17 protein-coding genes and 1 pseudogene are annotated in these 24,224 nt (G+C 66.7%); 10 read left to right on the top strand and 8 right to left on the bottom strand.

Going from position 1 to position 24,224, the window contains the following annotated elements:
- Positions 1–5,460: MG2 domain-containing protein (locus F3J14_RS19130; RefSeq protein ID WP_166724350.1), on the bottom strand; the 5,460-nt coding region annotated here is incomplete at its 3' end.
- A gap of 308 nt (positions 5,461–5,768) precedes the next feature.
- Here F3J14_RS19130 and F3J14_RS19135 point away from each other — a divergent pair.
- The 5 genes from F3J14_RS19135 to F3J14_RS19155 all read left to right on the top strand — a co-directional run bounded on the left by F3J14_RS19135 (position 5,769) and on the right by F3J14_RS19155 (position 10,948).
- Entirely contained in the window at positions 5,769–6,275 is a 507-nt protein-coding gene (locus F3J14_RS19135; RefSeq protein WP_166724369.1) for a sugar dehydrogenase complex small subunit, read from the top strand.
- Positions 6,275–7,894: a GMC family oxidoreductase gene (locus F3J14_RS19140; protein WP_166724351.1), complete on the top strand. Its 1,620-nt coding sequence runs from the start codon at positions 6,275–6,277 to the stop codon at positions 7,892–7,894. The genes F3J14_RS19135 and F3J14_RS19140 overlap by 1 nt, the downstream gene beginning before the upstream one ends.
- Positions 7,895–7,896: 2 nt before the next feature.
- Positions 7,897–9,174, top strand: a complete 1,278-nt coding sequence (locus F3J14_RS19145; protein WP_166724352.1) for a cytochrome c — start codon at positions 7,897–7,899, stop codon at positions 9,172–9,174.
- A gap of 82 nt (positions 9,175–9,256) precedes the next feature.
- Positions 9,257–9,781 (top strand): DoxX family protein, encoded by a 525-nt coding sequence (locus F3J14_RS19150; RefSeq protein WP_324251299.1) that lies wholly within the window; start codon positions 9,257–9,259, stop codon positions 9,779–9,781.
- Positions 9,782–9,838: 57 nt separating this feature from the next.
- Complete coding sequence (locus F3J14_RS19155) at positions 9,839–10,948, top strand: porin (RefSeq protein WP_211080370.1); 1,110 nt, start codon at positions 9,839–9,841, stop codon at positions 10,946–10,948.
- A 185-nt stretch (positions 10,949–11,133) separates the two neighbouring features.
- Here the strand turns inward: F3J14_RS19155 and F3J14_RS19160 are convergent.
- The 3 genes and pseudogenes from F3J14_RS19160 to F3J14_RS19170 form a co-directional block, all read right to left on the bottom strand.
- Positions 11,134–11,469: pseudogene (locus F3J14_RS19160) on the bottom strand (isochorismatase family protein); the annotation flags it as partial.
- A 233-nt stretch (positions 11,470–11,702) separates the two neighbouring features.
- Entirely contained in the window at positions 11,703–13,028 is a 1,326-nt protein-coding gene (locus tag F3J14_RS19165) for an MFS transporter (RefSeq protein WP_166724354.1), read from the bottom strand.
- Positions 13,029–13,071: 43 nt separating this feature from the next.
- Entirely contained in the window at positions 13,072–14,256 is a 1,185-nt protein-coding gene (locus F3J14_RS19170; RefSeq protein WP_166724355.1) for a M20 aminoacylase family protein, read from the bottom strand.
- Positions 14,257–14,438: 182 nt separating this feature from the next.
- Here F3J14_RS19170 and F3J14_RS19175 point away from each other — a divergent pair, with 182 nt between their 5' ends.
- Together F3J14_RS19175 and F3J14_RS19180 are read left to right on the top strand one after the other, a co-directional pair.
- Positions 14,439–15,341, top strand: a complete 903-nt coding sequence (locus F3J14_RS19175; RefSeq protein ID WP_006751995.1) for a LysR substrate-binding domain-containing protein — start codon at positions 14,439–14,441, stop codon at positions 15,339–15,341.
- A gap of 178 nt (positions 15,342–15,519) precedes the next feature.
- Positions 15,520–15,840, top strand: coding sequence for a pyrimidine/purine nucleoside phosphorylase (locus F3J14_RS19180; protein ID WP_006751994.1), 321 nt, complete (start codon positions 15,520–15,522; stop codon positions 15,838–15,840).
- Positions 15,841–15,952: 112 nt separating this feature from the next.
- On the opposite strand, the gene F3J14_RS19185 is transcribed toward F3J14_RS19180, so the two are convergent.
- From F3J14_RS19185 to F3J14_RS19200, 4 genes are all read right to left on the bottom strand, one after another.
- Positions 15,953–16,279: a hypothetical protein gene (locus tag F3J14_RS19185; protein WP_166724371.1), complete on the bottom strand. Its 327-nt coding sequence runs from the start codon at positions 16,277–16,279 to the stop codon at positions 15,953–15,955.
- 487 nt (positions 16,280–16,766) lie between these two features.
- Positions 16,767–18,554: a chloride channel protein gene (locus F3J14_RS19190; RefSeq protein WP_166724356.1), complete on the bottom strand. Its 1,788-nt coding sequence runs from the start codon at positions 18,552–18,554 to the stop codon at positions 16,767–16,769.
- A 30-nt stretch (positions 18,555–18,584) separates the two neighbouring features.
- Positions 18,585–18,998 carry a helix-turn-helix domain-containing protein gene (locus tag F3J14_RS19195; protein ID WP_166724372.1) on the bottom strand — a complete coding sequence of 138 codons (414 nt, stop codon included), beginning with the start codon at positions 18,996–18,998 and terminating at the stop codon, positions 18,585–18,587.
- Between the two features lie 117 nt (positions 18,999–19,115).
- Entirely contained in the window at positions 19,116–20,291 is a 1,176-nt protein-coding gene (locus tag F3J14_RS19200; RefSeq protein ID WP_166724357.1) for an HPP family protein, read from the bottom strand.
- A gap of 365 nt (positions 20,292–20,656) precedes the next feature.
- Here F3J14_RS19200 and F3J14_RS19205 point away from each other — a divergent pair, with 365 nt between their 5' ends.
- From F3J14_RS19205 to F3J14_RS19215, 3 genes are all read left to right on the top strand, one after another.
- Positions 20,657–21,625 (top strand): LysR family transcriptional regulator, encoded by a 969-nt coding sequence (locus F3J14_RS19205; protein WP_166724358.1) that lies wholly within the window; start codon positions 20,657–20,659, stop codon positions 21,623–21,625.
- Positions 21,626–21,871: 246 nt separating this feature from the next.
- Complete coding sequence (locus tag F3J14_RS19210; protein WP_166724359.1) at positions 21,872–22,783, top strand: LysR substrate-binding domain-containing protein; 912 nt, start codon at positions 21,872–21,874, stop codon at positions 22,781–22,783.
- Positions 22,784–23,436: 653 nt separating this feature from the next.
- Complete coding sequence (locus F3J14_RS19215) at positions 23,437–24,213, top strand: hypothetical protein (protein WP_166724360.1); 777 nt, start codon at positions 23,437–23,439, stop codon at positions 24,211–24,213.
- The last annotated feature ends 11 nt before the right edge of the window (positions 24,214–24,224 follow it).

Raw genomic sequence — 24,224 nt, forward strand, 5'->3', positions numbered from 1 at the left:
TGCGGCGGCGGCGCGCGTCGCGGCGGTGGCCGATGCGGGCGCGTCGGCGGGTGCCGGTGCCTGCGACCACGGGATCGCACGCTCGTTGCCGCCGAGCGCGACCTTCGTCGTGCCGGCGACCGGCACGCTCTCGTACGTGCGCGAGAAGCGCTCGACCGCGAGCTGGCCGAGTGCGTTCGACGTCGTCGTCTGCCATGCGCCCTGGCGTTGCAGCGCGAGCAGGCCGGCCGTCACGCGCGGCATCTCGTCCTTCCATGCCGGGTCGCCCGCGAATTCCAGCGCGAGGCGCGCGGCGTTGGTCTCGTTGCTCGTCATCAGCCACCACAGGTCGTCGTCGCGCGCGGTCGAGAACACGAGCTGCGTGCCCTGGTACGTGAGGCGCGCACGCAGGATCTGCTCGACCTGCGCGCGTTTCTCGTCGCGCTGCGGGATGTCCTTCACGCGCGTGAGGATCGCGTGATAGTCGATCACCGCCGACGTCGGCCACTGGTTCGGCGCGATTTCGATCGAGCCGAGCATGCGGCCTTGCGCGGCACCGTAACGCGACAGCGCCTCGATCGCGGCCAGCTTGCGCAGGTCGCGATCCTGGCGCGGCGCCCATGCGTTGCGCTCGATGCGGCCGTCGATGAAGCGCGCGAGCCCGGCTTCGAGTTGCGTGCGCAGGTCTTCCGGCAGCGCGAAGCGCGGGTCGAGTCGGCCGGCTTCGTCGGCGACCACGAGCAGGTACGACGACAGCGTCGGGCTGCCGTAGTGCGCATCGTCGGACGACGGCGGAAAGTAGCTCGCGAGCCCGTCGCTGTCGAGGTAGACGGGCATCCGCGCAACGAGCGCCTGCCATTGCGCGGCGTCGTGCAGGCCGATCGCACGCGACGTCTGCTGTTCGAGACAGCGGTACGGATAGCGCTCGAACCAGCGCCGCACGCCGGGCAGGCCGTCCGCGAGCTTCGACTGCAGCGACACGGCGATGCCGCCGCGCGGCGCGCCCTGCGCGTTGTTGACGGCGCCGGCCGGGGCCGACACGGGCACCGTCAGGGTGCCGTCGACCTGCGTGAGCGTGGCCTGCTGCACGGTCACCGGCAGTGCGGGCACGACCTTCTGCGCGACGGCCAGCGCATCGGCCGCGCGCTTGCCGCCTTGCTCGGCCGCCTCGATGCGCCAGTTCAGCGCGCCGGCCGCGTCGAGCGCCTGCTCGGGCACGGTGATCGTCCACGCGACTTCGGTCGCCGCGTTGGCCGCGAGCGACACGGTTTGCGGCGCGACGTCGAGCCCCGTCACGCGCGGCGTCACGACCACCTGCATCGCGCGGTCGGTCGTGTTGCGCAGCGTGACCTGTGCGCGGAACGCATCGCCTTCGCGCACGAGCGGCGGCAGGCCGGAGATCAGTTGCAGGTCCTGCGTGCTGCGGATCGACGTGCTGCCGGTGCCGAAGCGGTCCGGGCCGACCGCCGCGACGGCGACGATACGGAAGCGCGTGAGCGCGTCGTTCAGCGGCACCTCGACGCTTGCGCTGCCGTTCGCGTCGAGCGTCACGCGCGGATTCCACAGCAGCAGCGTGTCGAACAGCTCGCGCGTCGGCGCGCTGCCGCCGCCGCCGCCGGCCGGCACGGCCTTGCGGCCGAAGTGGCGGCGGCCGACGATTTCCATCTGCGCGGTGGCCGTCTCGACGCCGTACGCGCGTCGCTGCAGCATCGCGTCGAGCAGGTCCCAGCTGTTGTTCGGCATCAATTCGAGCAGCGCCTCGTCGACGGCCGCGACCGCGATCTGCGTGCCGGCAGGCGCGGGCTGGCCGTTCGGCAGCGTGACCTTCACGTGCGCCTGCGCCTTGCCGCGCACCGTGTAGCGCGTCGCGTCGGTCGTCACGGTCACGCCGAGACGATGCACGCCGGTGCCGACCTTGATCTCGCCGAGGCCGTAGCGGAACGCGGGCTTCGACAGGTCGACGAACGCGGTCGGCGCTTCATGGTGACGGCCTTCGCGCCAGAACGCGCGCGCCCATTCGACGGGCGCCTTCCAGCCCCACGTGAAGAACGAGTACCACGGCACCTCGCGAATCCGGCCGCGCAACGCGAGCACCGACACGTAGACGTTCGGCCCCCACGATTCGCCGACCTTCAGGTCGACGGTCGGGTTCTTGCCGTTCAGTTCGACGATGTGCGTTTCCATCACGCCGCCGCGCTCGACCGCGACCAGCGCCGTTGCATAGCGGAACGGCATGCGCACCTGGAAGCGGGCCGTTTCGCCCGGCTCGTAGGACGTCTTCTCCGGAATCACGTCGATCCGGTCGGTGTTGTCGCCGCCGAACCACAGTTCGTCCTCGCGCGTGACCCAGACGGACGTCGACGCGTTCGACGTGCGGCCGTCGCCGTCCTTCGCGACCGCGATCAACTGGACGTTGCCGGCCTGTTCGAGCGTCGCGTCGCAGGCCATGCGGCCCTTGTCGTCGGTCTTGCCCGAGCACAGCACGCCGAGGTCCCGCGTGTCGCTCTTGTTGTCATACGCGTAGAAGCCGCCGACCATTCGCTTGCGCGACGACGTCGTGACGTGCGCGACGCCCTTGATCTCGATCGACACAGACGCACGCGGCTTGCCCTGCAGGTCGACCGCGAGCGCCTGCACCGGCACGCGCTGGCCGACCGACACCCAGCGGCCGGCCTTGATGCCGGCGACCACCGCGGCCGGCCACAGGATCGTGTCGCCGCGGATCGTCTGCACTTCGCCGTTCGGGTCCGCGAACGTCGCCTCGAGCGCGATGCGCTTCGGCGCGTCGACGTCGGGCAGGCCCTTGAGCGTGACCGCGCCCGCACCGTTGCGGTCGAGCGTCAGCGGCAGCTTGTCCGCGATCAGCCGGGTCGCGTCGGGATCGTTGTTGGCGGCCGACGCGTTGTCGCCGTCCTGCGAATCGTCGTCGGCGTTGCCGTCGCTGCGCTCCGGACGATAGGGCATGAAGCTGAAGTCCTCGAAGCGATCCGCGAACGGCGGCGACGCCCACTTCATCAGCGCCGACACCTGCACGGGCAGGTTCGATGCGCCGCCGCCCGACACGTAGTCGATCTGCACCGCGAGCGGCGCTTCCTTGACCGCGACGAGCGGGCTCTTCTGCGCGTCGCGCGCGCCGATCGACCCTTTGAGCACCGGCAGGCGGAACGCCTCGACGCGGAAGCTGCCGCTGTAGTAGCTGGTGGTCGGCGCATCGTCCGGGCCGCCTTCGAGCGTGACGCTGTATTCGCCGAGCTTGGCCGCGGGCGGCAGCGGGAACTGCGTGTCCGCGCTGTGGTCGGCCGACCACGTGAGCGGCAGCTTGTAGGTCTGGTCGGAGCCGAGATGGCGGATCTTCACGCGCGTCGGGTATTGCGCCGGGAACGCGAGGGTCTGCAGCGTCTCGGTGCGCAGGAAGTGCTTCATCGACACGGTTTCGCCGGCACGCAGGAGCGTGCGGTCGAACACGGTATGCGCACGCACGGTCGGTTCGCTGCCGGTATCGGTCGGCACGTTGAAGCGCCACGATTCGATCCCGCGGTTCCAGTTCGAGCTGACGAACGCCATGTCGGGGCCCGTCTTCGGATCGTCGACGCGCGCCGACACGAAGTAGTCGTCGAAGCGTTCCGACTGGCTGCATTCGTGCTTCGGCTCGAATGGACCGTCGATCTTCAGCAGGCCTTGCGCATCGGTCTTGCCGGTCGCGATCTCGTCGCCGTTGCAATCCGACACGCGGATCCGCGCGTTCGGCACGGGCTTGCCCTTGTCGAGCGTCGTGACCCACACGAGGTTGTTCTCGCGGCCCTGTTTCAGATGCACGCCGAGGTTCGTGACGAGCACGGTGGTGCGCACGTACATGCTCGACGGCTTCGCGAGCAGCGAGCGGCCGAGCGCGGGCGACGCGAGTTCGAGCACGTAGAAACCGGGCTTGTCGATCGGCACGCCGACGACCTCGAACGGACGCAGCGTCTTCGGATCGGCCTTGGGCAGCGTCATCGCCTGGGCCCCCGGCTCGCCGGTGAGCAGCGACAGCGAGCGCACGTCGATGCGGCGATTCTGCGGCGCGGGCATCTTTTCACCGGCCTCGAGCGGCACGTAGACAGGGTGCTGGCCCGTGCGCCGGAGCAGGCCCGGCATGCGCTCGTCGATCGTGCCGGCCGTCATCGCCCAGTTGTCGAAGCGCTCGACGGTGCGCATCCATTGGCGGATCGTGGTGTCGTCGTCCACCTTCAGGTTCGAGAATTGTGCGCCGCGCGTGTTGAGGCCCGCGATATGCAGGTCGGCCTCCACGTTGCGCAGCGTGACGGGCACGAGCGCAGGCGTATCGGGTTCGGCGAAACGCTCGACGATCCCGAAGGTGCCCGACGAGAATTTCGCGAGCGGCGGCATCGGTGCGGTGCGCGTTGCGAGCGGGAACAGGTCGGCGTTCGCGAGCGCGCGGTCGGTCACGTCGCGCAGGCCGGACGGCAGCTCGATCGTCAGGTTCGCCTGCGCGGGCAGCGGCGGGTTGAAGGTGACGGTCGTCACTTCGTCGCTGTGGTCGTCGGCCCCGAAGGTCGGCGAAAGCGAACCGTCAGGACCGCGCAGCTTGATCGCCTCGGCGTTCTTGCGCGAGATCGGCGCATTGAATGACAGCGTCAGCGGGCGCAGCGGCGTGCAGGGCGCCTTCGCGTTCTCGCGTTCGCACGAGAAACTCGCGGCGAACGGCGCGCGCACCGTGAAGTCGAAGCGGCGCTCGGTGTCGTTCGCGATGCCGCTCGGGCTCGCGACGCCCTTGCCGTAGACGAGCTGCATCTTCGCGCTCGCGGGCAGCGCCTGCGCGCACGACAGCGTCAGCACGCGCGCGGCGTCCTTCTTCAGCCCGAAGTGGTCGAGCAGCGCGTTGCGGGTCTCGTCGTCGGCGGCCGTGACGGGGATGCGGTTGCCGATGCCGGCCGCTTCGCACCAGATGTTCGCGAGCGCGGAACGCGGCTCGGCCGGGCCGTTCAGCTTCATCACGAAGACCTGGCGCTCCTCGATCTCGCGCGAGCCGGGGCGCACCGTCACCGGGAACGGGCCGCCGGTTTGAAACGTGAAGCGGCGCGGGCCGCTCACCGCATTGCCGGCGACCGAGCGCAGCGAATCGTTGAGCGCGACCGAGCAGCGCACGCCCGGCGGCAGGTCGTTCTCGAAATCGTAGACCCAGGTCTTGTCGTCGAGCCAATGGCCCTGGCCGCGTGCGGCGGTGGAATCGTTGCAGGTCATGCGCGCGGGGTTCGGCGCGGACGCCGAACCGAACGCGACCATCGGTTCGTCGAACTTGACGACGCTTTGCCGGACTTCGGTGACCGTGCCTTGCGGCGACACGCTCACGGTGCGCGCAGCGAGCGCATGCAGCGACAGTGCCGCGGCGGCGCCGAGCGCCGCGATCGCGCCGATGCGCCAGAGTAGCCGTGTGGTGTGATTGGATTGATGCGTATTGTTGTGTTTATTGTGCTGCTTCATCGCTCGATGCCCTCGGAGGGAAGCTTTCTGTTTGATTGCACGGGATTCTAACCGACGCGCTTGTGAGCGGATGACGGGATGGGACGGGGCGTGTCGTCGGCTTGCGACACACTGCGTCCCGATGCAGAATTGTCGCGTCGACGACACAAAGATGCAGCGAAATGTCGATTGTCTCGGCTTGCGGAACATTTAATGGACTATAAAAGCATTGTCCGATTCGAATTGTGCGCGTACATTTCAGGGCCGCGCGAAAGTTTGAGAAATATCAAGCGTGGTTTTCCCGAATCCGGTGTTCGAGAGAAGGAAACATGCACAACGACAACACCCCCCACTCGCGTCGCGCAAGTGACGCAACCGTATCTGGCATCACGCGGCGTCAATGGCTGCAGGGCGCACTGGCGCTGACGGCGGCGGGCCTCACCGGCTCGCTGGCGTTGCGGGCCCTGGCCGATAATCCCGGCACCGCGCCGCTCGATACGTTCATGACGCTCTCCGAAGCACTGACAGGCAAGAAAGGGCTGAACCGCGTGCTCGGCGAACGCTTCCTGCACGCGCTGCAGAAGGGTTCGGTCAAGACGGCCGACGGCCTGTCGCAACTCGCCGGCGCGCTCGCGTCCGGTTCATTGGATTCCGATCAGCAGGCCGCCGCGCTGTCGATTCTCGAGGCGTGGTATCTCGGCATCGTCGACAACGTCGTGATTACTTACGAAGAAGCATTAATGTTCAGCGTCGTGTCCGATACGCTCGTGATTCCTTCGTATTGCCCCAACAAACCCGGCTTCTGGGCCGAAAAACCGATCGAGAGGCAAGCCTGATGGCGGATACCGATACGCAAAAGGCCGACGTCGTGGTCGTCGGGTCCGGTGTCGCAGGCGCGATCGTCGCGCACCAGCTCGCGATGGCGGGCAAGTCAGTGATCCTGCTCGAAGCAGGCCCGCGCATGCCGCGCGGAGAGATCGTCGAGCGCTTTCGCAACCAGCCCGACAAGACGGACTTCATGGCGCCGTACCCGTCGAGCCCGTGGGCGCCGCATCCGGAATACGGCCCGCCGAACGACTACCTGGTCCTGAAGGGCGAGCACAAGTTCAACTCGCAGTACATCCGTGCGGTGGGCGGCACGACGTGGCACTGGGCCGCGTCGGCGTGGCGCTTCATCCCGAACGACTTCAAGATGAAGACGGTGTACGGCGTCGGCCGCGACTGGCCGATCCAGTACGACGACCTCGAGCATTACTACCAGCGCGCCGAGGAAGAGCTCGGCGTGTGGGGCCCCGGTCCCGAGGAAGACCTGTACTCGCCGCGCAAGCAGCCGTACCCGATGCCGCCGCTGCCGTTGTCGTTCAACGAGCAGACGATCAAGAGCGCGCTCAACGGCTATGACCCGAAGTTCCACGTCGTGACCGAGCCGGTCGCGCGCAACAGCCGCCCGTACGACGGCCGGCCGACTTGTTGCGGAAACAACAATTGCATGCCGATCTGCCCGATCGGCGCGATGTACAACGGCATCGTGCACGTCGAGAAGGCCGAGCAGGCGGGCGCGAAGCTGATCGACAGCGCGGTCGTCTACAAGCTCGAGACCGGTCCGGACAAGCGCATCGTCGCCGCGATCTACAAGGACAAGACGGGCGCCGACCATCGCGTCGAAGGCAAGTACTTCGTGGTGGCCGCGAACGGCATCGAGACGCCGAAGATCCTGCTGATGTCGGCGAACCGCGATTTCCCGAAGGGCGTCGCGAACAGCTCCGACATGGTCGGGCGCAACCTGATGGACCACCCGGGCACGGGCGTGTCGTTCTACGCGAGCGACAAGCTGTGGCCGGGCCGCGGCCCGCAGGAGATGACGTCGCTGATCGGTTTCCGCGACGGCCCGTTCCGCGCGACCGAAGCCGCGAAGAAGATCCACCTGTCGAACATGTCGCGCATCAACCAGGAGACGCAGAAGATCTTCAAGGCCGGCAAGCTGATGAAGGCCGACGAGCTCGACGCGCAGATCCGCGATCGTTCCGCGCGCTACGTGCAGTTCGACTGCTTCCACGAAATCCTGCCGCAGCCCGAGAATCGCATCGTGCCGAGCAAGACGGCCACCGACGCGGTCGGCATTCCGCGCCCGGAAATCACGTATGCGATCGACGACTACGTGAAGCGCGGCGCCGTGCATACGCGCGAGGTCTACGCGACGGCCGCGAAGGTGCTGGGCGGCACGGAAGTCGTGTTCAACGACGAATTCGCGCCGAACAATCACATCACGGGCGCGACGATCATGGGCGCGGATGCACGCGACTCGGTCGTCGACAAGGACTGCCGCACGTTCGACCATCCGAACCTGTTCATCTCGAGCAGCTCGACGATGCCGACCGTCGGTACGGTGAACGTGACGCTGACGATCGCGGCGCTGGCGCTGCGGATGTCGGACACGCTGAAGAAGGAAGTCTGACCGTGCGGAAATCTACTCTCACCTTCCTCCTCGCCGGCAGCCTCGCGCTGCCGGGGCTCGTGCGCGCGGCCGATTCGGCCGATCCCGCGCAGATCAAGCGCGGCGAATATCTCGCGGTCGCGGGCGACTGCATGGCCTGTCACACCGCGAAGGGCGGCAAGCCGTTCGCCGGCGGCCTCGGGATGCCGGTGCCGATGCTCGGCAAGATCTATACGAGCAACATCACGCCGGACCCCGACACGGGCATCGGCAACTGGACGTTCGACGACTTCGAGCGCGCGGTGCGTCACGGCGTGTCGAAGAACGGCGCCAACCTGTACCCGGCGATGCCGTACGTGTCGTACGCGAAGATCAACGACGACGACGTGCAGGCGTTGTACGCGTACTTCATGCACGGCGTCGAGCCGGTCAAGCAGGCGCCGCCGAAGAACGAGATTCCCGCGCTGCTGAGCATGCGCTGGCCGCTGAAGATCTGGAACTGGCTGTTCCTGAAGGACGGCGCGTACCAGCCGAAGCCGTCGCAGAGTGCCGAGTGGAACCGCGGTGCGTACCTGGTGCAGGGCCTCGCGCACTGCAGCACGTGCCACACGCCGCGCGGCATCGCGATGCAGGAGAAGTCGCTCGACGAGACCGGCGGCAGCTTCCTGTCGGGCTCGGTGCTTGCTGGCTGGGACGGCTACAACATCACGTCGGACCCGAATGCGGGGATCGGCGGCTGGACGCAGCAGCAGCTCGTCCAGTACCTGCGTACCGGCAGCGTGCCGGGCGTCGCGCAGGCGGCCGGTCCGATGGCCGAGGCGGTCGAGCACAGCTTCTCCAAGATGACCGACGCCGACATCGGTGCGATCGCAACCTACGTCCATACGGTGCCGGCAGTGGCCAGCGGCGACGCGAAGCAGTCGCGTTCGTCGTGGGGCAAGCCGGCGGAAGACGGCCTGAAGTTGCGTGGCGTGCCGCTCGCATCGTCGGGCATCGATCCGGCGCGGCTGTATCTCGGCAACTGCGCGAGCTGTCACCAGATGCAGGGCAAGGGCACGCCGGACGGCTATTACCCGTCGCTGTTCCACAACTCGACGGTGGGCGCGTCGAATCCGACGAACCTCGTGCAGGTGATCCTGAACGGCGTGCAGCGCAAGGCCGGCAGCGAGGACATCGGGATGCCCGCGTTCCGCAACGAGCTGTCGGATGCGCAGATCGCCGCGCTGGCGAACTACCTGACGGGTCAGTTCGGCAATCCGGCCGCGAAGGTGACCGAGCAGGACGTCGCGAAGGCACGTTGAGGCCGGGCATGAAGCGGTAGTAAATGGTACCAAGCAGCGCAACTCTGAAAGAGGAGGAGCACAGCACATCGGGCGGGCCCCGATGCCGGTTGTTGCAGAGCGGGGCGGGCGGCACTGGCGGCCGCCCGTCCTGGTTCGTTGGCAATCCGGTGCGCGCGGTTCGCGCATCGCTTTCGTTGATCACACCATGACACCGAATCAACCGTTTCTCGCGTCCCAGCGCGATGTGCTGCTGCTGCTGTCCCGAATCCTGCTCGTGATCCTGTTCGTGATGTTCGGCTGGAAGAAGATCGCCGACTTCTCCGGCACGATCGCGTTCATGGGAAGCGAGGGCGCGCCCGCGCCGATCATCTCGGCGGCGATCGCCGTCGTGATGGAGCTGTTCGTCGGCATCGCGCTCCTTGTCGGCTTCCAGACGCGGCCGCTTGCGCTGCTGCTTGCGCTGTATACGATCGGCACCGCGCTCATCGGCCACCACTACTGGACGATGACGGGCGGCGAGCAGATGAACAACATGATTCATTTCTACAAGAACATCGCGATCTCGGGCGGCCTGCTCGCGCTGTGCGCGGCGGGCCCCGGACGTTTTTCGATCGATCGCGGGTGAACGGATCGCCGGCGCGCGCATGGGGCGCGTGTCGGACGGTCCAGACTGCGAGGGGGCATGACTTTGCGACTCAAACATCTAGCATGGCTGATCGCGGCCGCCGCACCGGCGGCCGCGTCCGCACAAACAAGCGTGACGCTGTATGGCCGTATCGACGGCGGCGTCGAATACCTGAACCACATCGCGACACCGAACGGCAGCTCGACGCGCTGGAGCGCGGAAGGCGGCGACTGGGGTACCAGCATGTTCGGCCTGAAGGGTTTCGAGGATCTCGGCGGCGGGATGTCGACGGTCTTCAACCTGGAAACCGCGTTCCAGGTGATGAACGGCACGACGGGCGGTGGACGCATGTGGTCGCGCCGCGCGTATGTCGGGTTGAAGAGCAACACGTGGGGCCAGCTGCAGGCCGGCCGCAACCTGTTCATCGACAGCGACGGCGTGTGGGAATTCGATCCGTTCGTGCAGCAGGCGTTTTCGTCGGCATCACTCGTGCGCGGCCGCAACTGGCAGCAGAGCAGCAACAACATCGAGTATCACAGCCCGGTGATCGGCGGCTTCGACGTGCAGGCGCAGTATGCGTTCGGCAACCAGTCGCGCGGCTTCAACTACGGCGCGGCCGACGATTTCGGCCGCTCGGACGGGATCATGATCTCGTACCATTCGCCGGTGCTCGACGTGCGCGGCATCTATGACGAGCTGCGCGACAACAACGGCAAGTTCAGCAACATCTTCACCGCATCGCGCGAGTATTTCGTCGGCGCGAACGTGAAGGTGTCGAAGTTCAAGATCCAGGGCGCGTATACGCATTACCAGGCGCCGGACAGCCCGGCCGGCGTCGCCGATCGTGCGGATCATTACTGGCTTGGTGCGACGTATACGGCGACGCCGCAATGGGCCGTGACGGGCGGCGGGTATTACGTGAAGGTGGGCGATGGCGGCGGCGATGCGTCGCACGATCCGTCGGGCCACGCGATCATGTACGTGCTCGGCACCACGTACAACCTGTCGAAGCGCACGTTCCTGTATGGGACCGTCGCGTATGTGCGCAATGGCGGGAATTCGAACTTCTCGCTGCTGGCGTCGCCGCGCGACGCGACGTCGGGGACGAGCCCGATGACGGGCGAGTCGCAGACGGGTGCGTATGTTGGGATGATGCATACGTTCTGAGCGGGAAGGGTTGCGTAGGGAAAGGCACGGGCGGTGAAAGGCTCGTGCCTTTTTGCGTTTACGGGGCTTGCTGGGGCGTTGAGGTGCGTGTGCGTTGGTGTCGACTCGTGATTACTGGGAGTGGGTGTATCTGGGAAATTGATCCTGTATGGAACGGCACGTTGTCCGTCCGCTGTTTTGTAGCCGATTTCCCCGATACCAGCCGCGTGCAGCCACTCGGCGAGCCGCGTGCCCGCGAAGCAACTCGGCCGGGTCTTGTCGAACACGATGTCGCGTGCCGTATCGATCGCGAGCTCCGGCAGCAGCGCGGCCAGTGGCGCATCGGGCGCGATCGGCGAGCCAGCCGGGCCGGTGTGGCGCACGGCGAACACAGGCGCACCGGCTTCGTGCGCGCGACGAATCAGCCGGTTGATGTTGGCCAGCACACGTTCAGCGTCATGCGGACGATCGGGGCCATGGAACAGCCCGACCTGCATATCGATGACGAGCAGTGCACGTTTGGGGGAAGGGACTTCGGACATCGTGTTTCTCCTGAACAGCCGATGCAGACGGAGAAACGACGAGACCCCGTCCGGAACCGGCGGGGCCTGTGGGAATCTGTGACGCTACGATCTTGCGCGCATTCGCCGCACGGACCCGCCTGAGGCGGTCGTGCGCGTGGTCGTCGAAAGGGTGATCGTGGCGTTATGCATTGAATGATCATGCCCCGATGCGAGGGCGCGACGTCAATGACGCGCCACCCACCGCCCACCGATCAATCGAGCGCCTTCCCGGCCTTCTCGTCCATGCAGCGAATCGCGAGCAGCGTGAACGCGCCGCAGCCGATCGCATACCACGCGGGCGCATTCGGGTTGCCGGTCGCCGCGATCAGCCAGGTGACGAAGAACTGCGCGAAGCCGCCGAAGATCGCGACGCCGACGCTATACACCAGCGCCCCACCAGTCGCCCGCACCGCACGCGGGAACAACTCGCCGAGCATCGCACCCGTCGCGCCGATGTTGATCGCATGCACGATCGACAGCGCCGCGATGATCGACAGCAGCGACGCGGCGCCCGGCCAGCGGTTCAGCGCGATGAACGCCGGATAGATCGCGGCCATCAGCGCGATGCGCGTCCACCAGACGATCCGGTTGCGTCCGTAGACATCGGAGAGGTGGCCGCCGATCGGCGTCACGAGCATCAGGATCGCGCCGGCGACACAGCCGGCAGTCATCGACAGCCAGGTCGGCAGTTGCAGCACCTGCACGCCGTAGATCGCCATGTAGAACACGATGATGTAGTGGATCGACGTGCCGCCGATCGTCACGCCGAGGCCCGCGAACACGGCCTTGCCGTGATGGCGCAGCACGGCGGCGAGCGGCAGCGACGCGACCGGCTCGTCGTGCGTGGCGGCGGCAGCGGGCGCGGCAGGCGGTACTTCCTCGACGGTGCGGCGCAGCCAGTAGCCGATCGGCACGAACAGCGTGCCGATGATGAACGGCACGCGCCAGCCCCAGCTTTCGAGCTGCGCGGCATTCAGCGTCGACGTCAGCGCGACACCGGTCAGCGCGCCCGCGAGCGCGGCGAGCCCCTGGCTCGAGAACTGGAACGACGCGTAGAAGCCGCGGCGGTGTTGCGGCGCCTGTTCGAGCAGCAGCGTCGTCGACGCGCCCACTTCGCCGCCCGACGCGAACCCTTGGAGCAGCCGCGCGAGCACGAGCAGCAGTGGCGCGGCGAGGCCGATCTGCGCGAAGGTCGGCGCGACCGCGATTGTCGCGGTGCCGAGCGCCATCAGCAGCAGCGTGAGGATCATCGCCTTCTTGCGGCCGGCGCGGTCGGCGTACATGCCGATCACGAGCCCGCCGAGCGGACGCGTGACGAAGCCGACGCCGAAGCTCGCGACCGCGAGCATCAACTGCCCGAACGACGAGTGCACGGGAAAGAACAGCTTGCCGATCAGGATCGCGAAGAAGCTGTAGACCGTGAAGTCGTAGAACTCGAGCGCGTTGCCGACCGCGGCGGCCGCGATCAGGCGGCGTTTCTTCGCGGCGGCGCGGGCATCGGCCGGCGAGCCGGCGAACGAAAGGGCGGACGTTTCCATGAGGTTCCCCTGCTAAGGCGCGGAACTGCGTGATGAAGGGCCGTCAGGCCGCGAGCCAGGCTTCGGCGACGCGAACCCAGTAACTCGCGCCAATCGCGAGGATGTCGTCGTTGAAGTCGTAGCCGGGGTTGTGCACCATGCAGCCCCCCTTGCTGCCGATCCCGTTGCCGATGAATGCATAGCAGCCGGGGCGCGCCTCGAGCATGAACGCGAAGTCCTCGCTGCCCATCAGCGGCGCGGCGTCGGTTTCGACGCGTTCGGCGCCGAGCATCTGGCGCGCGATGTCGGCGGCGAACGCGGTCGGTTCCGGATGGTTGACGAGCACCGGATAGCCGTAGTCGTAATCCACTTCCGCCGCGACGCCGAAGCTTTCCGCCTGGCCCTTCACGAGGGCTTCGATGCGGCGTGCGAGCAGCGCGCGCACGTCGGCGTTCAGTGCGCGCACCGACAGCTTCATCACGACGGTTTCCGGAATGATGTTGAAGGTCTCACCGGCCTGCACGCTGCCGACGGTGATCACGGCCGCATGCTGCGCATCGACCTCGCGCGCGACGATCGTCTGCAGCGCGACCATGATGCTGCCCGTGGCCGACATCGGGTCGCGCGCGAAATGCGGCATCGCGCCGTGACCGCCGACGCCGCGCAGCGTGATCGTCACACGGTCGGCCGACGCCATCGCGGCGCCGGTGCGGAACGCCATGTCGCCGGCGGCGCGGCCCGGCATGTTGTGGATCGCGAAGATTGCGTCGCACGGGAAGCGGTCGAACAGGCCGTCGTCCATCATCGATTTCGCACCGCCGAAGTTTTCCTCGGCCGGCTGGAAGATCAGGTTCAGCGTGCCGGAGAACTGGCGCGTGGCTGCCAGGTGACGCGCCGCGCACAGCAGCATCGCGGTGTGGCCGTCGTGGCCGCACGCATGCATCTTGTTCGCATGGCGGCTCGCGTACGGCAGGCCGGTGGTCTCGGCGAGCGGCAGCGCATCCATGTCGGCGCGCAGCCCGACGGTGCGCGTGCCTTGTCCTTCGCGCAGCACGCCGACGACGCCGGTCTTGCCGATACCGCGGTGCACTTCGTAGCCCCAGCCCGTGAGCAGCTCGGCGACGAGATCGCTCGTCAGCGTTTCCTCGAACGCGAGTTCCGGGTGTGCGTGGATGCGGCGGCGCACTTCGATCAGGTCGGGCGCGATCGCGGCGATGCCGGGGATGACGGGGTTCACGGCTTGCAGCATGGTGTCTCCTGTGGGGCGGGGAGGGGCGTTTGACGCGCCTATGACGAGCAAGCATATAAATTTCTTTTGCGCACCAGAAGCTGCTAAATTGCTTTGGTGCACACCACTGGTTGCCGCTCGGGAATACCCTTGGCCGGCAAGCGTCGCGACGCACAGGGTTTCCACGGATCACGCATTGCCCCATGAAATACCATCAGCTGAAAGCGTTCGTCACCGTTGCGGAAGAAGGGAGCATTCGCGCGGCCGCGCGGCGCCTGAACGTGTCGCCGGCGGCGCTGACGAAGGCGGTCAAGGAGCTGGAGATCGCGCTCGGCGTATCGCTCGTCGTGCGTACGGCGCGTGGCGTGCAGCTCACCGCGTTCGGCCAGCAATTGCAGGTGCGCGCGCGGCTGATCGTCGCCGAAATGCAGCGCGCCCGCGACGACATCGAGCAGGCGCAGGGCGCGATGACGGGCTCCGTCGCGGCGGCGATCACGCCGGCGGCCGCGGTGACGATCCTGCCCGATGCGTTTCGCGCGTTCCGGCGGCGCTTTCCGGTCGCGCGCGTCAACCTGATCGAAGGGTTTCCGGGCGTCGCGCTGCCGCGGCTGCACGACGGCTCGCTCGATTTCGCGGTCGCCGTCGTCGTGCCCGAATTGCTGGCGGCCGAATTCGATCACGCGGAACTCTATGCGAGCCGATCGCTGATCGTCGCGCGCAAGGGGCATCCGCTCGCGTCGGCTACGTCGCTCGCCGATCTCGTCGACGCCGACTGGCTGATGAATCCGTCGCCCGAAAGCTCGACCCAGGTGCTGTTCAATTCGTTCGTTGCATATGGGCTGCCGGTGCCGCAGCGGGTGGTCGAATGCCCGAGCTTCGGGCTCGCGCACAGCCTGATGACGGGCTGCGACCTGATCGCGTCGATGCCCGAGCAACTGCTGCAGGGCGAGTGGGCGCGCGACCAGCTCGCGGTGCTGCCGATCCGCGAGCGGCTGCCGGGTGTATCCGTGCAGGTCGTCACGCGCCGCGACAGCCCGCTCACGCCGGCCGCGGCGATGCTGCTCGACTGCCTGCGCGATTCCGCACGACGCAAAGGGCTCGGATGAGACGGTGCATGCGAGGGCATGCGCCGCTTCAAGTAGTGATCCTGACTATCTGCCGGGCATCCCCGGCAAGTCCCGCTTGCGGCTCGCTCGCCGCGAGCCGGTATCATAGCGGCCGGCCTGCCACCACGGCCGGCTTCCGACAACACGCCATCCGGCATCCAGCAATCAGAGGCATCACATGACCAGTGCAACCCAATTCGACAACGTATCGGTCGTCAAGCGCGCGAACGTCTACTTCGACGGCAAGTGCGTGTCGCATACCGTGCTTTTCCCGGACGGCACGCGCAAGACGCTCGGCGTGATCCTGCCGTGCGCGCTCAACTTCGGCACGGACGCGGCCGAATTGATGGAAGTGCAGGCCGGCAAGTGCCGCGTGAAGCTCGACGGCAGCAACGAGTGGCAAACCTATGGCGCAGGCGAGTCGTTCTCGGTGCCGGGCAAGAGCCGCTTCGACATCGAAGTGCTCGAGACGCTCGACTACGTCTGCAGCTACCTGTAAGCGTGCAGGCATCGGCCGCGGCGCATGCGCGCGGCCGACGCGCACAAACGAAAAGCCCCGCCGAAGCGGGGCTCGTCGCGTGCGGACGGCGCAATGCCGTCCGATGCGGGGCTTACAGGCAGGCGGTGATGTCGCCGGCGGAAGCGGCGTCGCCACGCATGCCGACCCACGTCTTGGCATCCGCCTTCGACGAAGGGCGAACCATCGCGGCCGCGCCGTTCGGCGGTTGCTGGCCCGGTACGTAGACATCGGTCGCCAGACCGTTGGCGAGCACGTTCTGCGAGACGACCTGTTGTTGCGACTTGTCGGCCCAAGTCTTGGCGATGCACGCCGAGACGTCCTGAGCGGATTTCTGGCTTTGTCCCACATTCTGCATGGCCGGATCGGCTGCATGCGCAGAAATTGCCACGGTCAATGCGATGAGCGGTAAGTATTTCATGTTCACGTTTTATCTCCCTCGAGTCGTGATTGATTGAGTGGGATGCGCAGCAGAACTGCGTCTCTGTGAGATTGCATCGGACCCATGCGGTTCCGGCGATTCCGCAACAAGTTGTTAACGCGCTTGCCAAACGGCGATCCGGATGCTGTGTGTTCTGCGGCGCTGCGGCATACGTCGCGTGCGGCCCGCATGGAGGCGGGGACGCGGCAACGACGTCATGCTTCGTGAGGTCGACTCGCTGCCCGGTGGTGTGGCGGATTGATGGCCGCGGCGTGCTGCATGTGTCTGCATGTCGCGCCGCGACGCTTCTTTATTGGATGACGAATTGGAATGGCTGAATGGTGGCCCCGTCGCATGAGCACCATGATGACAAACTTCCGTCCGATCAATTGTCAACGAAGTTCAAACGCCGGACGCGCCGTTTCGGACGGCGCGAGACGACGCAGAGAACGATGCGCGGCCGGAGCGCCGTGCACCGCTGCAAAGATCAGCCGGTCTTGCGGGCGCCAATATCGCGCAGGTTGGCCGGCACGACCGGGCGGAAGCGCTCGCGCTTCTGTTCGTCGTCGAAGTGCTGGAGCGTGGGCTTGATCAGGTCGCTGCGCGACACGATGCCGGTGAGGCGCAGCGATTGCGGATCGTCGACGACGGGCAGGCGTTCGAGGCCGAGCACCGCGAGTCGCGATGCGACCACGCGGCAGGTCTCGTGTGCCTGCGCGACGGCCGGAGCGCGATCGGCGAATGCGCTCGCGAGCGGCGCGTCGGGCCCGGCATGCGCGCGGTGCACGTCGAGCGTCGCGCGATCGACGAGGCCGAGCAGGCGGCCATTCTGCACGACCGGGTAGGCACGGTGCGTCTGCTTCGCGCCGAAGTATTTCGACTCGACGGCGTCGAGCGGCGTGGCGCCATCGATCGCGACGAGCGCGTCGGCGGACGTCATCACTTCAGCCACGTCATGACGTTCGAGCGGATCGACGCCGTACTCACGGTAGATGTGATAACCGCGGCGCGCGATCTTTTCCGTCATGATCGAGCGCTTCATCGCGATGGTCGCGAAACCGTGCGCGACGAGCGTTGCCGCGAGCAGCGGCAGCAGCGCGTTTGCATCGTGCGTGAGGCCGAACGCGAACACGATCGCGGTGAGCGGTGCGCCAAGCGTGGCGCCGAGCGTGGCGGCCATGCAGACGAGCGGCCACAGCGCCGGATCGCCGCCGGGCAGCACCGGCGACAGCACCGTGCCGAGGCCCGCGCCGAGCATCAACAGCGGAGCGAGCACGCCGCCGGACGTGCCGGAGCCGAGCGCGATCACCCACATCACGGCTTTCACGATCAACAGCGCCAGCGCGATCTTCAGCGCGATGTGCTGGTGCAGCAGGTCGCCGATTACGTCATAGCCGACGCCGAGCGCGCGCGGCTCGAGCCACCCGCCGATGCCGATCACGACCGCGCCGAGCGCCGGCCACCACATCCAGTGCACCGGCAGCTTTGCGAAGGCGTCTTCGACGCGGTACAGCGCAGCCGACAGGCCGCACGCGAGCATGCCTGACAGCAGGCCCGCAACGATGCACGACAGCAGCGCGACGGGCGTCGGCGACGCGGTGGTCAGCGGAAACAGCGGCTCGACGCCGAAGAACACCGCGCGTGCGAAACCGGCGACCGCACAGGCGAGCGCGACCGGCAGGAAACTGCGCGGACGCCATTCGAACAGCAGCAGTTCGACCGCGAGCAGCACGGCGGCGACCGGCGTGCCGAACACGGCGGTCATGCCGGCGGACGCGCCCGCGACGAGCAGCGTCTTGCGCTCGGCGGCGGTCACGTGCACGCATTGCGCGATCAGCGAGCCGAGCGCGCCGCCCGTCATGATGATCGGGCCTTCGGCCCCGAACGGGCCGCCGCTGCCGATCACGACGCCCGACGACAGCGGCTTCAGGATCGCGACCTTCGGCGACATGCGGCTCTTGCCGAACAGGATCGCCTCGATCGCCTCGGGAATGCCATGGCCGCGGATCTTCTCCGAACCGAAGCGCGCCATCAGCCCGACGATCAACCCGCCAATCACCGGCACGATGATCACCCATGCGCCGAGCGTATTGTTGGCGGGCGAACGATCGGCGAACGAAAACTGCTGGAAGAAGAACAGGTTCGTGAACAGGTGAATCAGGCTCAACAGCACGAACGCAGCCAGCGTGCTGAGCAAGCCGATCCCGGCGGCCAGCAACGCGATCCTGGGCAAGCGTTCATTGGTCGAGAAATCGCGTTTGTGTGGTGCGTTCATCGGCGTGAGGAAAGGTCGGTAAAGCTTGGGTCAGTAATCGATCTGCGGAACCTGGAACGTGCCCTTGAGCGATTTCAGCTCGGCGCGATGCATGGCCGCGAGGCGGGCGAGCAGCGTTTCGCCGGCCTCTTCGAGGTGCACCTCGACCTGCCGGCGGTCCGCTTCGCTCGTCTTGCGCTTCACGAGCCCAAGCGCCTCGCAGCGCGTCACCAGCGCGACGACGCCGTGATGCTGCGCCTGCAGGCGTTCGGCGATTTCTCCGATGGTTGCCCATTCACGGTGCGGGTAGCCTTTGATGTGCAGCAGCAGCAGGTATTGCAGCGGCGTTACGCCTTCGCTTTGCGCGGCGCGTTCGGAGAAGCGCTCGAAGCAGCGCATCTGGTAGCGGAACTCGGACAGTTGCTGGAAATCGCTTTTGGTCAGCGAGCGGCGGTTATCGGTCATTGCAGTCGGTCGGACAGGCGGTTTCGGTATCGGATAATATATCACAATATGATATAAATGGCCGATTTTCGGCGAAATGACCAGCATTGCGCCGTGCGTCGGTGCCGTTCGTTCGGGTTACGCGGCTTCCAGCATCTGCGTTTGCCGGTACAGGCCCGTGACGAGATCGGTCTGCGTAATGATCCCGACGAGCCGGCGCGATGCATCGACGACCGGGATGTGATGGTGGCCCGAGTGCGTAAACAGCGGCACCAGCGCGGTGATCGGCATGGTCTGCGGCACGGCCGCGACGTCGCGGGTCATCACGGTGGCGACGCTCGGTGGCTGGCCGCCGAACGACTGCGGCAGCCGCGCGGACAGCCGTTGCCACAGCGGGGTCGGGCGGCGCACCTGGCGCGTGAGGTCGGCGCGTGTGACGATGCCGATCAGGCGATCGTCGCCGTCGACGACGGGCAGCGCCTTCACGCGATGGCGCTCGAGCAGCGTCAGCGCGGCCGCCACCGACGTGGACGGCGCGACTTCGATCGCGTTCTTCGTCATCAGGTCGGCGCACGTGAGCTGGCCGAACGTGCGCGTATACGCTTGCATCTCGGTTTCGCGCAGCAGCATTTCGAGGTCGTCCGGATCGACGTCGAGCCATTCGCTGCGGCGCTTGAGCACCGCGTCGAGATCGGCGCGCGTGAAGCCGCCGCGTACGGGCGCCGCGCTGCTAGCTTGCGGTTTCGCGTCGGGACGCACGCCGCCGTGCGGATAACGGTGGCCCGTCAGCGCGTGATACACGAGCGCGGCCGACAGCAGGATTCCCGACTGCAATGCGATCGGCTCGACCACGAAGCCGAAGCCGAGCGCATGGATCGCTGGGCCGCCGAGCACGGCCGTCAGCGCGACCGCGCCCGACGGCGGGTGCACGCAGCGCAGCGCAAACATGCCGCCGATCGCGAGGGCGACCGCGACCGCGGCGGCCGTGATCGGATCGGCGATCCATTGCGCGCAGGCGATGCCGACGCTCGCCGCCACCAGATTGCCGCCGATGATCGACCACGGCTGCGCGAGCGGGCTCGCGGGCACCGCGAACAGCAGCACGGCCGACGCGCCCATCGGCGCGACCAGCAGCGGCATGAGGCCCGGCACGCCCGGCAGCAGCCGCATCGTGACGCCAACCGTCGCGATGCCGACGAGCGCGCCCATGCACGAGCGCATGCGCTCGCGCCAGCCGAGCGTCATCGGATGGGGAATGAAGCTGTGCAGCCATTGGCGGAACGTGCGGCGCGACGGGGAGGAGCCTGACGACATGGACGGTAAGCGGTAAAAATGACGGCGCGGATGATCCGGCGCAAGAGAACCGAAATTATATCGCGTTGTGATACAAATTGCCGCTCGCGCATCAACGCGGTCCATGCGCGCGATGCATGATGCTTGCAATAACCTTTCATTGGGCGGGAGCATGGCGGCCGCGCGATCGCGCAATTTTGTCTGCGGCGGCGTACAATTCCGGCCACCGAATTCCCCGATATGCCACAGCCACGCACGCGATGCCCGCTCTCCCGCCCGTTCCCCGGCATGGCGATCGCTTGCGCGGCGTTGGCGCGCACGCGTCGATTCCCTTCTGACGCGAGCGCCGCCGACGTTTCCCCACCGACACTCCCCAAGCCAATTCAATGGACATGCTCGAAAACATGCGCCTGTTCGTGCGCGTTGTCGAAGCCGGCAGTTTCACCGCGGTCGCAAAAGAAATCGACGCGACCACCGCGCAGGTGTCGCGCGCGGTTTCGAATCTCGAAGCGCACGTACAGACGCGCCTGCTGCATCGCACGACGCGTCATCTCGGCCTCACCGAAAGCGGCGAGCGCTACTTCGAGCGGGCGAAATCGATCCTCGCCGAAATCGACTACGCGAACGCCGAAGCGCGCAACGCGCTGCTGCGGCCGAGCGGCAAGATGCGTATCCATGCGATGACGGGGCTCGGGCAGAGTCATGTCGTGTCGTCGATCGTGCGCTACCAGGAAGACAACCCGGACGTGTCGGTCGAGCTGACGCTCGCACAGCGGATGCCGAACCTCGTCGAGGAGGGCTACGACGTGTCGATCGTGACCGCGTCGCAGTTGCCCGATTCCGGCTACGTCGCGCAGACCTGCGGCACGAGCTGCAGCGTACTGGTCGCATCGCGCGACTACCTCGCGCGGCACGGCACGCCGACGACGCCGGAAGACCTGCCGAACCACGTGTGCCTGCGCCTCGATACGCCGGCATCGCCGGCCAGCGAGTGGCGGCTCGAGCGCGGCGACGACGAGGAGACCGTCTACGAACTGCAGCCGGCACCGTTCCAGGTCAACGTGCCGGATGCACTGTGCGTCGCGGTGCGGGCGGGGCGCGGCATCGCGTGCGTCGCGCTGTACACGGTGCTCGACGACCTTCGCGAAGGGCGGCTGATCCGCGTGCTGCCGGAGTACCGGCTGCAGACGGTCAGCGTGTACGCCGTCTATGCGACGCGCCGCTATCTCGACGCGAAGATCCGCACCTTCCTCGACCATCTGCGCACGACGCTCACGCCCGCGCTGGAAAACGACCTGCGCGAACTCGACCGGCTCACGGTCGGGCACACGCCGGGCAGCCGCCAGCGCGCGTAACGCCGCGGACTTCGGTTCGTTCGCTGGGCGGCGCGGCCGGCTTCCATGATCGTCATCCCGCGTCCCTGGATCAGGCAGATCGGGAACCACGTGACGAAGAAACAGGTGAGCGCCGTGATGCAGTACGGACCGACATAGCAGGATGTCGATGGTCATGAAGGTCCCGGTCGTCTGGTTCAACCGAGTATAGGAATCGGATCGATGTTGGTCTAACATCAAAAGACTATCGATTGATTCAAGATTTGAATGATTGAGCTGAACCAGCTTCGCTGCTTCGTCGCCGTCGCCGAGGAACTGCATTTCGGGCGTGCGGCCAAGCGGCTCTTCATGACGCAGCCGCCGCTCAGCCGGCAGATCCAGTTGCTCGAGCACGCGCTCGGCATCGCGCTGCTCGAGCGCAGCAGCCGGCAGGTCAGGCTGACCGCGGCCGGCGAGCGCTTTCTGCGCGATGCGCGACACATCCTCGAGTTTTCCGCGCGGGCCGAGCAGGCCGCGCAGCGCGTCGCGCACGGTGGGGCCGGCCGCATCACGCTCGGCTTCACGGCGGTCAGCGCGTACCGGATGATTCCGGTGCTGCTCGCGCATGCGGCGCATGCGCTGCCGGACGTCGATGTCGAATTGCGCGAAATGGTGTCGACCGTGCAGATCGACGCGCTTGCGTCGCGCATGCTCGATGCGGGCTTCGTGCGCCAGCGCGCCGCGCGCCATCCGCTCGAATACCGGCTCGTGCAGCGCGAGCCGATGCTCGTCGCGGTCGCGCAGGGCGCACCGCTCGCCGCGTATGAGCGGATCGGCCCGGACGAGCTCGACCGGCAGCCGTTCATCGCGTATTCGCCGAACGAGGGGAAGTACTTCCACGACATGATCTCGGGGATGTTCGCGGGCGCCGGCCGCTTGCCGAACTACCTGCATTACGTCGGGCAGACGCATACGATTCTCGGCCTGGTGCGCGCGGGGCTTGGCGCCGCGCTGGTGCCGGCGTCGGCGCGCGAACTGCATGTCGACGGCGTGGTGTTCCGGCCGCTCGCGGGCGTCGACGTGGCGGCCGAGCTGTATCTCGCCTGGCGCGCGGACAACGACAATCCGGCGCTGCCGGTGTTCAACGCGATGGTCGAGCGGTTTCTCGCGCAGGAGCAGGGCGGCGCGGCGGCAACGTAAGACGCTCGCGCCATGTCACAAGCTTTCAATCCGGAAGCTTGCCGCAGGCGATGACAAGCAATCCTGAGCGAGCGTGACAGGTTGCTGTCCTGCGAATCCTTACCGTGCCGAAAGCGGTTTCGATACCTGCGTTCCAACGGCGCAACGCAGCGGTTCGCTGCACTGCGACAACCGCTTGACGCTGCATGCCGGTCGGCGCAGGATACGTCCGTGCCTTTGGAGCGGAACGCGCCGGCCGCGCGGTTCCTGCACCCGCATACGCAAAAGAACAACGATGAGCCTTTACGCACTCGTACCGGAACACCGGGCCCGCGTCCGTCGGGCCGCCGGAGCACCGCTTCTCCCGACGCCCGTCGCGTCACGTATCCGTCATCCCGTTTCGTACCGTGCATCGGTACACTTTCCCGTCCGCGCAATGGCCGCGACGATGAACGGCGCCGCTGCGGCCCGCCGCATTGCGCCGCCGCCTGCCGCCCCCGATCACTGCATCCTGGGCGCTTACACAGGCGTCTCGTGACGCCCGTCGCGCCCATCCTTGTATTGCGCCGCCGGCATTCCTGACTGCCCGGCGGCACCGAAGTCCGAAGCATTTCGATTGAGCTTGAAAAAGGCAAACGCAAGCAGTTCGGTTCGAGGTTCAAGGAGAAAAACTCATGTCGCAGCTTTCGAATGAAGCAAACGGCAGTTCGGGGAGTGGCAAGGCCAAGCTGATCAAGTGGGCGATCATCATCGCTGGCGTCGCGATCGCGGCACCGGCCGCGCTGTTCATCCTGAAGGGAATGATCGCGCTGATCACGGCGGCCGTGATCGGCCTCGGCGCGATCTATTTCGCGCCGGTCGTCGCGATGAAGTTCGCGAACCAGAAGGTGAAAATGATCGTCGAGGAGGCGCAGTCGAATCCGATCGAGACACTGATCAACCAGCTCGCGGAAAAGCGCCAGGCGGCACAGAAATTCGCGGACAGCATCACCGCGTTTCGCACCGAGGTGAAGAACTTCGAGAACAAGACGGAACTGTTCGAGAAGCAATATCCGGACGACGCGCCGCGCTTCCGGTCGCAGCTCGACACGATGAAGCAACTGCTCGCGTTTCGCGAAGGCCGCTACAAGCAGGTACAGGCCGAGCTGAAGAATTTCGCATCGGCGATCGATCGCGCGAAGGCGATGTGGGACATGTCGCAGGCGGCGCAGCAAATGAACAAGCTCGCGGGCCGGCAGGCATCCGACACGTTCGAGCAGATCAAGACCGACGTGGCCGTCGATTCGGTGATGCGCTCGGTCAACAAGGCGTTCTCCGAAATGGAGACGTCGCTGATGGATAACCCCGAGGTCAAGCAGGCGCAGCAGCAGGCGGTGATGAACGGCACGCCCGCGGCCGTGCCCGGCCCCGACGCGGCACACGCCGCCGCGTTGCCGTCGAAACAACAATAATTTCCCGCAGG

Source organism: Burkholderia sp. Tr-862 (assembly GCF_011753085.1).
Taxonomy (GTDB): Bacteria; Pseudomonadota; Gammaproteobacteria; order Burkholderiales; family Burkholderiaceae; genus Burkholderia; species Burkholderia ambifaria.